This window comes from Penaeicola halotolerans (assembly GCF_016464625.1).
GTDB lineage: Bacteria > Bacteroidota > Bacteroidia > Cytophagales > Cyclobacteriaceae > Penaeicola > Penaeicola halotolerans.
Genome location: NZ_JAEAGO010000003.1, coordinates 226363 through 242159, shown reverse-complemented (window position 1 = coordinate 242159; position 15797 = coordinate 226363). Strand labels below are relative to the sequence as shown.

Genomic DNA, 15797 nt, shown 5'->3' with positions numbered 1-15797 from the left:
CTTATCCTCTTACGAATGGGTTAGTAGATTTTTCTTTACCTATGGTAGTACTAGGTCCATGCCCAGGGTAGACGACCATGTCATCAGCTAAGGTATATAACTTTTCTTGAATAGCGCTCAAAAGTGTCTCATGATCACCTCCAGGGAGATCGGTTCTGCCGATACTTCCACTGAATAGCGTGTCTCCAGCTATGCAAAACCCATCTGCTTCTGAAATAAAAACGATATGTCCAGGTGCATGCCCTGGCACAAAACGGATCGATAATCTGCTCTCGCCAAAGGAGATTACATCCCCTTCATCCACAAATCGATCAGGCTGACTTGCTTCATACTGTTGGAAACCGTAGTTGCTGGCATAACTAGGGATGGATGCTAGGACTGGCAAGTCTGCTTCATGCATGATTAGTGGAATTTGGAAGGTGTTTTTAGCCCATTGATTTCCTAGTACATGGTCTATATGACAATGCGTATTGAGTAAAAATTTAAGCTTTAATCCTTCCTTAGCCACAAATGAGGAAAGCTCCTCTCTTTCATATTTCTCATAGCACCCAGGATCTATCAATACGGCTTCTTTAGTGTCATCATATAGCAAATAGGTGTTTTCTTGAAAAGGGTTAAACGTGAATGTTTTGATATGAATCATGAGCAATGTGTCTTTGGAAATTATTTAAGCAATGTGGTCAAATTTATAAATTAACTGCTTTATTTCGTGTCATGGAAGTAGACTTTTTACTCATAGGTCAAGGAATAGCAGGCACTGCGCTAGCATTTGAACTCTCCCAAAGAGGGAAATCTGTACTCATCATAGATGATCAAAAGCACCACAGCAGTTCTAGGGTTGCTGCAGGTTTGTACAATCCCATCACAGGTCGAAAGATGGTCAAGACTTGGTATTGCGATGCTTTATTTCCATTGATTGAGCCTTTTTATGAAGGTTTGGAGGAGGCTACTTCAGCTAAGTTTTTATTTAAAAAAAGGATTTATAGGCCATTTTTATCCATAGAAGAGCAAAACGAATGGATGGGAAAAAGTGCTACAGATCTTTTTGCCGATTACGTTTTGGAGATTTTTACCACACCTCAATATGATCAAAAAGTAAATGACCCATATGGTGGCATATTACTCAATCATTCAGGATACTTGGCTGTTGCTCAGATGTTGGATGCATTCAGAGAAGCGCAGCTTCCATATATCTCGCATAGAAGAGAGCAGTTTGATGAATCCAAATTAATACTGACTGATGAAGGATTGACATACGCAGATGTGCAAGCTAGATTCATCGTTTATTGTAATGGGCTAGCCGCATCTGAGAGTAAGTATTTTAATTTCTTACCTTTTCATCCTGTCAAAGGAGAAATATTGACTACTCAGATAGCGTTGGATTCAGAGCAGATCATCAATAGAGGAGTATTCATGGTGCCTACAAAAGCGAGGACATATAGGGTAGGATCAACCTATTCTTTTAAAGATATCTATGGAGGAATTTCGGCCCAAGGAAAAGATGAAATTTTAGAAAAACTGGCCACCTTAATCCATATCAGTCCTAAGGAAATCTTAGCTCATGTCGCAGGTGTGAGACCTGCCACAAAGGACAGAAGGCCATTTGTCGGAGTTCATCCTAGCTTTACACAGGTCGCCATTGTAAACGGGCTCGGGGCTAAGGGAGTGTCACTAGCGCCTTATTGTGTGAAGCAATTGCTAGGTCAAATTCTAGATGGTCATAAAATAGATCCGCAGTTAAACATTACACGATATTTATAATTATATTAATGCGAAAGTTTCGTCCATTAGTTGCTGATTTACGTTAATTTTTCTCTGAATAGCAAAAGTGAATCAATAGTCTCTGATGGTCTTAATAAATTGATTGTGAAATGAATAAGTGTTATAAAGGACTATTTTTATTGGCTTTTTTTGGGCTTGGCTTTTTCTCTGGAGCCAAAGCGCAAGTTTTTAATGAGCCTTTTGGTAAAAATAGAATACAATATAGAGAGTTTGATTGGGCATATTATGAGTCCAATAACTTTGAAGTACACTACACACAAGGAGGGCAAGCAACAGCCCGAGAGACTATCGCATATTTAGAAGATGAATTCGATCGACTGACCAATTTGATAGGATATGCTCCCTATACCAAGACTAAAATTTTCATTTATAACTCAAGGGCAGACCTACTTCAAAGTAATGTTGGCATAGAGCGAAATAACTACACGATCGGAGGAAAGACAGAATTCTCTAAACTCCTAGTGGAAGTCCCTTTTACAGGAGATTGGTATAGCTACAAGCGAGAGCTCGTATTTCAGTTGTCAAAATCTTACATCACTGACATGCTTTTTGGGGGAAGCATAGCAGATATGTTTCAGTCCTCTTTGATCAATTCATTTCCAGACTGGTTCATAGATGGGGCTGCGAGATATATCGCTAGTGGCTGGAGTGTAGAGATGGATGACTATGTCAGAGAGTATGTGACGACCGAAAAGAACATCAAACTGACCAATCTACAAGGTAAAAGAGCTGAGCTCATAGGCCAATCTCTTTGGAACTATATCGTAGAAAAATATGGAAGAAGAAATATCTCCAACGTCCTGAATCTCTCTCGAATCATCCGAAATGAAGAAAATAGTGTGTCAAAGACTCTAGGAATCAGCTTCAGAAAATTCATGGTCGAGTGGCAAGGGTTTTATACCAATCAGCAGGCAATCATCGCTGATAACTACATTCAACCAGATGAAGAAAGTGAGATTTTTAAAAATCCAAAAGCAAAATACTTCGTCAAAGAAGTGAAAATTAGTCCGGATGGAAAAAAACTAGCCTATAGTGTCAATCAAGAAGGAAAGTATGAAGTCATCATCCGTGATCTAGAAAATAATAATGAAAAGGTGGTCTTCAAAGGTGGCTACAAAGCTATCTACCAAACGCCTGATTTTTCTCAGCCAATCATCGATTGGAAAGATAACCTGACCATAGGCGTAGCACATCATGAGAAGGGACAAGCAACCATTAGCCTCATACCGGTATCAGGTAGAGGTAAACTCAATATCCCGTTGACTAGAATCAACCAAGTCAATCAGATGGAGTTTTCAAAAAATGGTAGACTTGCCGTACTCAGTGCAGAGATAGATGGCCGATCGGATATCTACGTACTCAATACACTGAGAGGCAATACACGTAGACTAACTAATGATATTTTTGATAATATCACTCCGCAGTTTTATGGAGACAATGGGGTGATCTTTTCTTCAAACAGGAATTCAGATTCCTTATTTGCTAGGACAGTTCCTAAGATGTTAGAGATGCCTGAGGACTTCAATATCTATCATTTTGATCTAGATACGACTACTCAGGTATTGTCAAAAATCACTAATATCATGGGAATCAACTTTGATCCAAAAGTGATAGACAATAGTAGTTCGTTTTATTATCTATCTGATCAAAAGGGAATCATCAATTTGTTTAGGCACAATGTAGCTGATACGATTTTTGTACAGTACAGTAATTTCTCTAACAACATTCAGGCTTACGATATCAATGTCAAGGAAAATAAACTAGCCCTCATACTACTAGATGAAGATCGTCAAAAAATATACGTTGAGTCACTAGATGGCCTCTCTGAGGTTTTCACACAGCAGACTGCTCGTCAAGATGCTATCCAATCAAAGTTCATCACCAAAAGGATTCAAGACTTTAGAAAACAACAGCAGGAAGAATCCATCGCTAATGCGAGAAGAAGGGCTGCTCAGCCTGACTCTACAGTTGGGATAAATCTCTCCCAAGGTGATCTGATCGGAAGACAAAGTGCTAGTGATACAACCAAACAGTCAGGAGATCTCACCAAAGCTTTAGACGTAAGATCATACACCTTTGATAAGCCAAAAGGTATCGATTTCACTAATTATACCTTTGACTCTACGGTGACACAGCAAGAACGCCAAGCTGGACCTTCACTCTTAGACAATCTCCGCAAACTTCAAACCCGTAAAACAACGGTAGGTCCTCTTCCATATCAGACTAGGTTTTTTACAGATAATGTCGTCACAGGCTGGACAATAGATCCCTTGAGAGGTTTCGGTTTGCAGTTAGAGACGCAGCTTACAGATCTATTAGAAAATCATAGATTCAGAGCTGGAGCGATGGCCATACTAGACTTTAGGAGTGGAAGTGACATATTTGCAGAGTATAAGTATCTTAAGTACAGAGTTGATTTTGAAGCCAGATTTGATCGTAAGTCTATATTTAGAGCTACAGAGTTTGCGCAGCAGCGGTATATATTGAGTGAGGTGAACTTTGGTGTTTCCTATCCGATCTCTGTGAATGCGAGATTTACGGTGAGCCCATTCTTTGCACAGACACAGTTTTATGACTTAGACCCTAGTCTGCTGACACCTAATCGCCCTCCAAATGAACCAGCGAGTGAAGCACGTGTCAACTATGCAGGTGCTTCCACTGCTTTCGTATATGACAATACTGTGGTGACTGGGCTTTATGCGCAACAAGGATTCAAAGGAAAAATCAGTTACAATCACTATGGCAGTTTGAGTGGCAGTGATAAAGGTTTTAGAAATATCTCAGTTGATTTAAGAAATTATCAAAAGATCCATAGAGAAATCGTATTAGCTTCTAGGTTGAAATACGGTAGGTTTTTTGGGGCAAATCCACAAAACTATCTTCTAGGTGGGATGAATAACTGGTTATTCAATGACTTCAGACAAGAGCCTATCGAGAGTGATAGCCCTCTAGCCAATGTGACTCAAAAGGATGCAAGTAATATCTTATTTGTTGAGTTTGAAGACTTGAGAGGATATGATTACAATGAACTCAGGGGGAGTAATGTTTTGACGTTCAGCACCGAGTTGAGAATACCAGTGTTTAGGTATTTTGAGAGAGGTTCCATTGCTTCAAATTTCGTTAGGAACTTCGAGCTTGTAGGATTTTACGATATAGGTTCTGCTTGGACTAATAGATCTCCATTTGAGGAAGAAAATAATCTCAATACAGAGGTGATTAAAAACCCAGGTTCTCCATTCCAAGGAATAATCAATAACTTCAACAATCCATGGCTGCAAAGCTATGGAGGTGGACTGAGAACAGTGCTATTAGGTTATTATATGAAAATGGATGTGGCTTGGCCAGTGAGAAATTATCAAGTAGAAGAACCTAGATTTTACTTAACTTTGGGTTATAATTTTTAAGAAAACAGCATTTTCATAGCTTAAGATAAAGGCTTTTGAGAGCCTTTATTTGTTTAAAAGCATTAAATAAATTCTCATGATCAAATCAATGACAGGATATGGAGTTTCCGTATTCGAATCAGATGAAGTGCTTATTCAAGTGGAGGTGAAGTCCCTCAACTCTAAATTCATGGATCTTAGCCTGAAGCTTCCTAAGCTATTTTCAGACAAAGAGTTAGAAGTTAGAAATCTGATAGCTGATATCCTTGAGCGTGGTAAAGTGAGTGTATCGCTAGACTATATCCAAAAAGGTAAAGCAGATATTCCAGTAAGTATCAACGAAGAGCTATTTGAGGCATACTATTTCAAGTATAAAGGCATGGCAGATAAGGTAGGAGCGTCTGATACGGATCTCTTCAAATTGGCATTGCAGTCTCCTAATGTGTCCACTTATGTAGGGGAAACAGGCGAGACTAGTTATGACTGGGATAAAGTAAAAGAGGTAATCCGAACTGCTGCACAAAACTGTAATCAGTTTAGAGAAGATGAAGGGAATGTGCTACAAGGCAAACTTGGAGAGTATATCGATAATATCGCTTTGAATCTACATGAGATCACAAAAGTAGAAGGAGATAGAGCCGCTAAGATCAAGCATCGTATCAAAAATAACTTTGCAGAATTGATTGCTGAAAACGGATTTGATGAGAATAGATTTGAGCAAGAGTTGATTTATTATTTAGAGAAGCTAGATATCAATGAAGAGATCGTAAGGCTTTCTACTCACTTGGATTATTTTCAAAAGACACTAGATGCTCATGAGTCTCAAGGCAAAAAGCTAGGATTCATCTCTCAGGAAATAGGCAGAGAGATCAATACCATTGGCTCTAAAGCAAATGATGCGAGCTTGCAGCGCTATGTAGTAGCGATGAAAGATGAGCTAGAAAAGATTAAGGAACAAAGTCTGAATGTTCTCTAAGAGATAAATTTAATAAAGAGGCTGCATTTAGCAGCCTCTTTCATTTATTGCAGAACAAACTTGATGGGAAGTGACATCCTTACCTTTACAGGGTTGCCTCTTTGCTTACCAGGATTCCACTTTGGTGCATTTTTCAAAACTCTCATGGCTTCTTCATCGCAGCCGCCTCCTATACTTCTTGTCACAGATACATCTGAGATACTCCCGTCTTTATCCACGATGAACGAGACATAGACGATTCCGCTAATCCCCATCTTTTTAGCTTGATTTGGGTATTTGACAGACTTTTGCAGGTATTTGACCCAGCCTTCATAGCCTCCAGCAGGGGAGGGAGATTCTTCGACAAATGTGAATATCTCTTCTGTCTTTTCAGGAGTGATTGAGTCTAATAATATAATCTGCGGTGAAGAGATTACTTCTGGTATATTGGTATCTAAGATGACATCTATTGGCGGTATTTCTATGTCATCTAGCTTTTCTTTGATAATAGGTTGCTCCACTTTTGGTGGTGGGGGTGGAGGAAATGCCGTGATCGGAATCTCCAACAATGGATCAAACTGATCGCTCAAGTCATCCAAGCTAATGTAAGCATTACTCATAGGGGATTTGTACTCGAATGCCATCAGTACGATAGCCAAAGTAAGCATCAGTCCGATATGCCTGAAGAGTGTGCGATGTCTATGAACATCCACTTGGGGGGATTTTTTAGTTTCCATATACTTCTTGTTTAAATGAATAAAAGAAAGACTTGCAAGCCGTATGAATATTAACTAATATTTTAGTCAATTCAAAATATGTCAACTAAAAAATTAATTGAAGCTAAAAAAAGTTGAGTAAAGTGAACAAAAAAAGCCCAATCTCATCGATTGGGCTTCAATATAACTATAATGGATTAACCTAATTTGAATCGGATAGGTAGTCTCATTCTAACTCTCACGGGACGTCCTCTTTGCTTACCAGGAGTCCACTTTGGAGCGTTTTCTACTACTCTGATCGCTTCCTCATTACATCCACCTTCTATACCTCTGATCACTTGTACATCAGTGATAGATCCATCAGTCTCGATAACGAAAGCCACATATACTGTACCTTCGATACCCATTCTTCTAGCTTGGGTAGGATATTTAGTCTCTTTACTGAGGTATTTCATCCAACCTTCCATACCACCAGCTGGCTCCGGAGAAGTTTCAACGAATTCAAAGATTTCGTCTGTTTTTTCTTCTGCAGGACCTTCTGCGACTATGATTTCGGCTACTTTAGTATCTTCTTTAACGTCTACGTCAAAGTTAATTTCGATTTCTTCTTCGATCTCGATCTCATCTTCTACCTCTTTCACCTCAGGCTGTTGAATCTCTGGTGGTGGGGGAGGTGGTTGCTCCGTTAATGGGATTTCTAATAGTTCTTCAAACTCATCGTTCACTGTCCCTAAGTCCATTAACTCACCATCATCGTAAGATTTGTACTCAAAGGCCATGAGCGTAATAAACAAACTGATAGCCAATCCGATATTCAGGAATAATCCTGTCTTACGGGTTAGGTCAGCTTGGGGTGTCTTTTTTGCTTCCATGGTTTATAAGCGGTTAATTTTGGTTATTTCTACCATATCTTTCCATTAAGGAAAAACAATGATAACTAATTTTATTGTTCATGTCAAGCATGATTATTTTAAACCCTATATATCCAATAAAATAATAGGATACCTGTCAAACTACCTCCTACATTGGCTAGCATGTCTAGCCATTCGAAGGATCTATCTGGTACAGCACTTTGGACAATCTCTAAGATAACTCCAATAACTATACCAATAGTTAACGCAATAGATTTGGCTTTAGTTCTCAACTTGATATACTTTCTTTGTTTGATAAAGCCAACTACCATCAATAACACAAAGACCGCGAAAATAGATCCATGTATTATTTTGTCAAAACCTTCAAAGAGAGAGGTACGAGGTGTTTCGCTTCCAGGCATCTGAGTGAGTACTAGGATAGCGATCAGCCATAGCAAACCGAAGAGGTTATATCGGAGAAACACAGCCTATGCTTAGTCTCCTATGAGCTCCTTGTATGCTGCTACATCGAGTAGATCAGCAACTTGAGAAGCATCAGCTATTTTGATCTTGATCATCCAGCCTTTGCCATAAGGATCATCATTGACCAATTCAGGCTCAGATTCTAGATCTTCATTGAACTCGATCACTTCACCTGATATAGGCATGAATAGGTCAGAAACTGTTTTGACAGCTTCTACTGTACCAAATACCTCATGTGCATCTATGGTATCACCGGCTGTTTCGATTTCTACATATACGATATCGCCTAGCTCACGCTGTGCGAAATCAGTGATGCCAACGGTAGCGATATCGCCTTCTACGCGAATCCACTCGTGGTCTTTAGTGTACTTAAGCTCTGCTGGAAAATTCATGTTAAACGTTTTATTTTGATCAAAAATACATGCTTTTGGCCAATGTAGAAATTTTTAGTCCACAAAATAAATTAATGGTAAGACTTTGGATAATATATCGTATTAAAGCCCCTAAAAGTCAACTGGTTACTCAGATAAGTTGAATCTCACTTGTCCACCAAAGGTAGTGGTAGCTCGCTTGAAACTGGTAGATATCCTTGGATCATTGACTGTACGTTCAAAGTAAAACTGCACGTTGAGGTTTTGATTGACGATGTAGCTGATTGTTGGTCTAAGGTTGAAGTTATAGTTACCATTGGTGACTGTAGCAGGTTCACCGATTTTTTGCTGAAGGGTACGGGTGTCTCCTAGTCGACCTGCGATGCGGATCGTCAAGTCATTTTTGAGCGTTTCTGTTCTTCCTTGTATTCTAAATGGTATTGGTATACCCGCTTGCGTAAATCCAAAATCCACTCTTATGTCTTGTCCAATCAGCTCTGTGACTTGTGCATTGGATAAGTTGAGGGAAACATTTCGCTCACGGTTGTACTCTATCTGGAAAGTGATCCTGCTTTTGGTTTGTACATCTATCCTCAAAAACGGACCAAATCGCTCTGTGAGTAATACTTGATTGACGATATAGACTGGTAAAAAGACTCCCTCGTCATTGGTCACCCCTGCTGTAGGGTAGTCTAAGATGCTATTTCTAAGCTCTAGATTGTCAAAATAAGAAAGTGAGTTAGCATAATTAGCAATATCAAAAGTAGAAGTGTAGCTATGAGATAAGTTGATAGAAGTAAAGTATTCGCTGAAAATTGGTAACCTTGCCAAACCTCTGTAATCAAGTCGCCAGTTAGGAAGTGGGATAGCTGGGAATGGACTCAATCCGCTACTGACAGCATCTTGTCCGCGATATGCAGCTAGGAAAGCCGGGATCAGTACATCTTGACTGTTTAAATTGTATTCACCTCCAGCATTACTTTGATTAAGCCTCGTTCTGATAAGATCTCGATTAGCTACAAACTGCTCAAAAAGTGGAGATGAATTATCCCCACGAGCGCCTGTGAATGCTGTTCCGAGGAGATTAAACGACAAGCTATAGCTACCTACTCTGCTTGGGTTGAGTGAGACTGCCTCACCATTTTCTATCCTGAATATCTCTCTGAAATCGCCCACTTCTCTACGCTTGGCAGTGAGTGTGATCTTCAAATCTCTCACAGGCTCGACCAAGGCACTCATCTGTAAGTTCTTGATTTGATTTTGCGCAAAAGGACTGGTCAAAAATCCACTTGGTGCTAGTAAGTCTTTCTCAGCTATATCAAAACGAATATTAGGATCCTGACTTCCTAGGATAAATCCAAGCCCTGGATTGAGGAAGCCTCTATCCATACCAAAAAGGAAAGTATTTCCCATATATCCAGGTAAGAAAGTCCCTTCAGTAATGGTATAAGTAAAGTTAGCCTCTCTCAGCATCATCAAAAAGCGTAGTGCTTTATCTACTGCGGGATTAGTAGGAGGGGTTTCTGGTGCAGCACCTCTAAAACCAGATGTCCGGACTGTACTTGGACGTCTAGGGGAATTGATCGCATTGAGACGCTTACTTTTATTATACAGCTTTACAAGATCTACCTTACCACTGAGCGTCTGCTCTCTGGTGTTCTGTAGCACATTGCCCAGAGTATCTCTCTGTCCGATAGCACCAGTTCTCCAGTCATAGGTCGCATTGTATCTGACGCTACCAGTGACCCAGTCTAGGGCGGCTACTTTGTCAAAAGGCAAGGTATAATTGGCTACAAGTTCATGTCGATAGTTGGTCGTTCGACCAAAGTTCCTCAAGTTATTTCTGACAGAGTCCTGTTTAGCTTCAGTATCGAGATCACCTTCTGGCTCGTCTATGATGGCAAAGTTTCGGGCGTTATAGTTCAGGTCCAGACTTTTGGTCAAATTGAGGTTAAAACCATAGGAGCGGTTAAAAGTAAATGCCTTTTGAAAGAGTGGTTCTACACCATCAGTTTCTAGATTGTCATTTCTGTATTGAGTCCTCATAAATCGCCTATCGAGATCTCCTCTTGCTGAGATTTGATCTGGAATAAAATTGATATTAAACTCTTTGATCAAAGAGAGGAAAGGAAGGTCTAAGAAATTCCAATTTTTAAATGGAGTGATAAATCGCTCTTCTGGCTGATAGTTGTAAGCTACTCCACCACGATAAGTATTGAAGATGTATGACTCAGTATTGATATTGCTCTGGCGAATAGAGCTTTGCGCATAGCTAAATGCAAAGTTTTCAATGTCATAAATATGATTTTTGGCACCTTCTCTGGTTTTGACTTTGCGCACATTATTGAAACTGATATTCCTAGCAGTCATCTGATCAAGTACGAGACTCCTGTAAGCCTCTCGGTCTCCTGAGGTAGGTCGCGTTCTCAAGGCTATTTCAAAAGGAACATCTGGATCGAGTGGGTCAAACTGTGGCCTTGTCACCGCACGCTCATAACTGACAAACATTGGGATTTTCAACCCAAAACTTTCAGGAAGCACTTTTTCAGCATTGATATTAGCGGCTACATCATACTGTGTGGTACTCTCTCTCGATAAATCTGATATACGACTCTCGATGGCTCCAAAGCCAAAGGAATTGTAGCGGATCGAACTACTGATCGTTCCTAGATCAGCCAATTTGATGTTGGTACGCGCATTGGCTGCCCAGCCACTTGAGTTATTGATACCAGTCACTCTAAGTTCGTTTGCCCAGATACAAACTGATTTGTTGAGTCCGTCATTTCCAGGGTTTTTAACTCCGAGGAGTAGTGCTTGGATAAAACTCAGCTCAGGTCTACCCACGATAGTGACTTTATATCTACCGATCATTTTACTGTAAGGTAGGTTTTGGGAAACCATGTTCTGATTTCTTTCAGCTTTTACAGAGACGATGTCTTCAAAGGAAATGTCTATTTCATTTTCTAAAGGCCATATTTGTCGAGGATCTCTAGTCCCTTCAGGTGTGATAGTTAGGGGAACTTCGATCTCATAGTAGTTATCGGTGAAGTCTGTTCCTAGTCTCAAAAAGGCACTCACTTCACCACTTTGTGTTGTCTCACTATCTGCATGGATGAACATTTTGAGGCGTTCATACTGTACTAGATCAAAATTGACATTTTTGAAGACTGCTTGAGAGTTTCTTGGTTCTAGGTCATCAATACAGATTTGAAGTGATTGCTCATTGAGTCTTCTCTGTACAGTTGTCGTATTGTCTCTATCACGCTCTATGCCTGGAGGGAGTACATATGGGCTTCTTCCAGCACTTCCTTCACTATTTTCCTCTACATTGACTACGGATACAATGACTGATGCATTTGAGTTTTCTGGTATTTCAAAGAAGCCTCGTTCGAAAAGCGGCTCATTAAATCTTCTCCATTGGCTACCGACCATTTGAAATTTCGCCATTCTCAACACCACAGGTTGCTCAAAATCAGTCAAGTAGGTTCTGATAAATCGGATTGATTTAAATCCTTGGATATTGCCTTGTACGCGATCAGGAATCCTAACAGGAATTCTAAAAAGATACCATCTTACTTCATCACCATTGATCGTATTGGTGACTTGGTCTACGATGTATTTATTGCCTATAGCTAGCTGACCAGGTCTCAGATCAATTTCATATTCATAGTATTGCTCGAGTTCATTGATGGTATTATCGTTATTCAAGTCCTCATTGTCTGGATTATTGCTACCAGAAGGAGTGAAGTTCAAGTTTGAATTAGTCAGTACAGGGCTATTATTCTCCATGCCGTTGAAGTACTTGTATCGCTGAAGGATCTTAATGTTATCAGCATCGTATTCGGCACTTAGGTAGTATTTAAAGTCATCTGCAGAGGGATCTTCCAAGATAGCATTTAACGCCTGAGGAGATACATTGAGCTGATTGATGAAGTCTTCAAAATAGGCTGCTTCATCTTCACTTTTCAATCCATCAAGTCCTACATCTTGGTTTTGTCTTGAGGCTGGATCTGTATCAAATGCTGGTGTGAGAAACTGTTGTCTCGTGACTCTACCCCATTCATTGAGTAGGGTGAGTGCTTCATCATAGTCCGCAGGAAGTCCATTTTCAAATGCATGACGGCTATCCTTCATGACATCCTCAGAGATATCTCCTAGATTAATGATGAGCTTACCACCTGTTTGATTATTTTCATTATTGATACCATCGAGCACACGACCATTTGGACCTTGGATAAAAGGATCCATCATCCAAAACTCCACATACTCAATATTATTTCGATCAAAGTCGACTTCTGTCAAGATCGCTCTAGTGATTGCGCCATAGTTTGATCTTGGGTTTGGAAGAAATCCACTATTGTCTAACCCTACATTATAGTTGTACATGCCTCGCTCAGAAGGGTAGTAGGCAAGGTCGAAGATAGGTTCATTGACTTGAAACTGCTCTCGATCTCTTAGTTTAAAGATTTCTTGCGGTAAAACCTGCCTTACATAATGATTTTGTACATCTTCATCTTCGATATTATTGGGTCTTCTTCCTCTCACATAGAAGACATTATCTATACTATACCAAGCAAGTCGCGCTCTTTTATATGAATTGCCCAGAATAGTTCCTGCTTGAGCAGCCATGTCAAAGCGATCATCATCTGTCTCTGGGGTGGCACCTAGCTTCCATTGTTGGGGTCCTTGCCCTAGATTAAATGGCGTAGCAGCGGCTTCAAAATCATCAATGTAAAAAGTAGATTCTCCGTTGACTCTATTAGATGTTCCTGCCATCAAGTGTGCAAATTCCCCGCTAAACTGTATGCTAGAAGGCTCTTTGGTTTGTACAAATGGCAGAAAATCAACCATTTTGGTGAGGAAGCGAGACTCTTTGTTGTAATTGACATCTAGTCCCCAGATGGAATTTCTCAATGGTTCACTGCCCACATTGACTCGGCTGATGAGTGGTCTCTCATTGAGGTATAAAAATGTACCCCCAAGGTTTAGATTATCATCTACCATGTAGTCAAAGCGTGTCCCAAGGAGACTTCTCGTTTGAAGGTTGAAAAGATCCGCTTTTTCAAAACTCACTCGGATACTTTTGCCAGAGCTAAGGATGGCATCGTTGATGATGATGACCCTTCCTATATTATAATCTACCGTAAAGTCCACCCCTTCTGTCAAAGGAATATTACCAGCAGTGACGATCACCGAACCAGGAGAGATATTCAGTCCGGGAAGGATGATTTCACTACTCGCGCCTGATTGTACTTGACCTTTGATGAAATATTTATTGAGCCTAGACACCAGTTCTGCGTCTGCTTTGGTAGTACGATATAGCGTATCATAGACATATTTATTGATAAACTGGATCTCTCCAGGATCAAACCTTTGCCTCAAAGTATTGCCAAATGGCTCTAGGGTAGGGAAGATGATCAATCCTCTAGCTTCATCTACTGTGATATTTTGTATATAGTCAAAGTTGCCATCTGGCTGAGGGTCATTGTTTTGGTTGAGCCTATCAAGGTTCAAAAGTCTGATCAGTGGAACATCTTTGGTGTTTGCCCCTTCCAATAAGCTAGGATTGTCTAGTCCTGTACGATCATCTCTGTAAATCACACTCAACTGAAAGCCCTCACGCTGGATTTGAGAAGCATTGAGCGTATAGATATTTTTCATCATCAGTTCCCAAGTAGGGATTCGAGTATCTATCCTCGCAGGCCTGAGCATTTTGAGAAATAGTACTTCACTTTCAGGCCTGTTTTGGTAGTCTTCTGTGAGTTCACCTACTTTGAAACTTTGACCATTGTAAGTATACTCATAGGAAACAGCTAGGACTTCATCATTTTGGAGTCTTCTTGTCAGTGTGATGTAGCCAAGCTCTTTATGCACCACAAACTCCGTTTCTGCAAGTCTTCTGGCACCATTGATCTGCTCGAAATCTTGGCCTCGCTGTAGGTCAAAGGTACCTTGTAAGATGCTGCTGGCTTGGTCAAAGTTTCTGATGCTGGGATTTGCATTAAGTGCCGCAAAAAGTTGATTGGCATTATTTCCATTAGCTACATTGCCCTGAGCAGGAGCTATGTTAGGGTTTGTGGGGCTTTGCAATACTTGTCCTTCCCCTAGATCAGTGAATGCGACAAAGTTTCTGAGTGTTTCCGTATTATTCGCACGGTTCATGATATAGACTTCTACACGAGTGATATTCACTCCCGAAAGTACTTGAGGTAGACCCCTCAGCCAGTTTTCGTAATTTTGTCTAAAAAAGTGTCCTAAGAAAAAGTGCCTATTATCATCATAGTCAGACGCTCTGATCTCAAAAGGTTGTCCTTGGCTACCTCCACCATTGATTTCTATGCTTTCTCGAATACCTCTTTGAGTAGAAGCTAAGGCGGTGACATACAGTCTACCAAACTGTAGTTGGGTCTTCAAGCCAAAGAGATTTTGAGCACCTGGGATGAGGCTATTTTGTATTGGCATGCTGACATTACCGATTTCTATACTCTTGATGATGTCTTGCTCAAAACCAGTGTACTCTACTTTGAGCTGATTTTCAAAGTCAAAAGAATTATTAGAGTCAAAGTTGGCGCCCACTTTCATCTTTTCACCTAGCGTACCTGTCACAGACATATTGATGAGCTGATTGAAGTCAAATCCCCCATTTCTTTGTTGGCGAATTGGGAGTGCAGGATTGTCTATCCTTTGAAATCGTCCACCAAAGTCCAAATTGACAAAGCCAGTAGGCACGATCTCAATCGTACTACCACCAAATATCTTATCAAAGACTTCGCTCACCTCGATAGGAGGAATCAAACTTCGACTGGATACTGCGCTTTCACCATCTTGACCTCTAGATTTTTCACGCCAATAGTTGCGTGTCATTTCTCTTTCCCGCTGCGCAGCATATTGCTGAAAGCCAATAGTCGAGGGTGGTCGATAGTTAAAATCTCCCAATCTCTCAGTAACAGTATAGGTAAGACTGGTGTCTAGTTTGGTCTGTACCGTGACATCATTAGGGTCTTTGAAAAGAAAAGGTGAGTTCAACCTTTGCCCTAAAAATGGATTACCCAAGCGCATCGGATTGGGTAAGCTAGGCCATAGTAAGAGGCTATTAATGGTTCTTCTTAGAGCTAGGGTATCTATTTGAGTGGTTTGAGGAGTGCCTTGAACTTGTTGGAGAGGGCTAGCCATGAGATTTCCCATAGACAGTATCCAAGCTACTGTCAAGCAAAAAACTGAACAGATAAACTGTCGGCTTATTTTTGCTGGCATGG

At 40.4% G+C, this 15797-nt stretch carries 9 protein-coding genes; 3 read left to right on the top strand and 6 right to left on the bottom strand.

What is annotated here, in order from left to right; genetic code table 11:
• Position 1: 1 nt before the first annotated feature.
• The gene (locus I5349_RS08620; RefSeq protein WP_226390355.1) at positions 2–643 is read right to left on the bottom strand and encodes an MBL fold metallo-hydrolase; all 642 of its coding nucleotides are present in this window, start codon (positions 641–643) and stop codon (positions 2–4) included.
• Between the two features lie 71 nt (positions 644–714).
• Here I5349_RS08620 and I5349_RS08615 point away from each other — a divergent pair, with 71 nt between their 5' ends.
• The 3 genes from I5349_RS08615 to I5349_RS08605 all read left to right on the top strand — a co-directional run bounded on the left by I5349_RS08615 (position 715) and on the right by I5349_RS08605 (position 6141).
• On the top strand, positions 715–1761 hold the full coding sequence (locus tag I5349_RS08615) for an NAD(P)/FAD-dependent oxidoreductase (RefSeq protein ID WP_226390354.1): 1047 nt from the start codon (positions 715–717) through the stop codon (positions 1759–1761).
• Positions 1762–1871: 110 nt separating this feature from the next.
• Positions 1872–5186 (top strand): biopolymer transporter Tol, encoded by a 3315-nt coding sequence (locus I5349_RS08610; RefSeq protein WP_226390353.1) that lies wholly within the window; start codon positions 1872–1874, stop codon positions 5184–5186.
• A gap of 76 nt (positions 5187–5262) precedes the next feature.
• Positions 5263–6141 carry a YicC/YloC family endoribonuclease gene (locus I5349_RS08605; RefSeq protein ID WP_226390352.1) on the top strand — a complete coding sequence of 293 codons (879 nt, stop codon included), beginning with the start codon at positions 5263–5265 and terminating at the stop codon, positions 6139–6141.
• A 44-nt stretch (positions 6142–6185) separates the two neighbouring features.
• On the opposite strand, the gene I5349_RS08600 is transcribed toward I5349_RS08605, so the two are convergent.
• The 5 genes from I5349_RS08600 to sov form a co-directional block, all read right to left on the bottom strand.
• Positions 6186–6857 carry an energy transducer TonB gene (locus tag I5349_RS08600; RefSeq protein WP_226390351.1) on the bottom strand — a complete coding sequence of 224 codons (672 nt, stop codon included), beginning with the start codon at positions 6855–6857 and terminating at the stop codon, positions 6186–6188.
• Positions 6858–7033: 176 nt separating this feature from the next.
• On the bottom strand, positions 7034–7708 hold the full coding sequence (locus tag I5349_RS08595) for an energy transducer TonB (RefSeq protein ID WP_226390350.1): 675 nt from the start codon (positions 7706–7708) through the stop codon (positions 7034–7036).
• Between the two features lie 98 nt (positions 7709–7806).
• Positions 7807–8172, bottom strand: coding sequence for a VanZ family protein (locus I5349_RS08590; protein ID WP_226390349.1), 366 nt, complete (start codon positions 8170–8172; stop codon positions 7807–7809).
• A gap of 9 nt (positions 8173–8181) precedes the next feature.
• Positions 8182–8562, bottom strand: a complete 381-nt coding sequence (gene gcvH, locus I5349_RS08585; protein ID WP_226390348.1) for a glycine cleavage system protein GcvH — start codon at positions 8560–8562, stop codon at positions 8182–8184.
• Between the two features lie 126 nt (positions 8563–8688).
• Positions 8689–15795, bottom strand: coding sequence for a T9SS outer membrane translocon Sov/SprA (sov, locus tag I5349_RS08580; protein ID WP_438865896.1), 7107 nt, complete (start codon positions 15793–15795; stop codon positions 8689–8691).
• Positions 15796–15797: the final 2 nt, after the last annotated feature.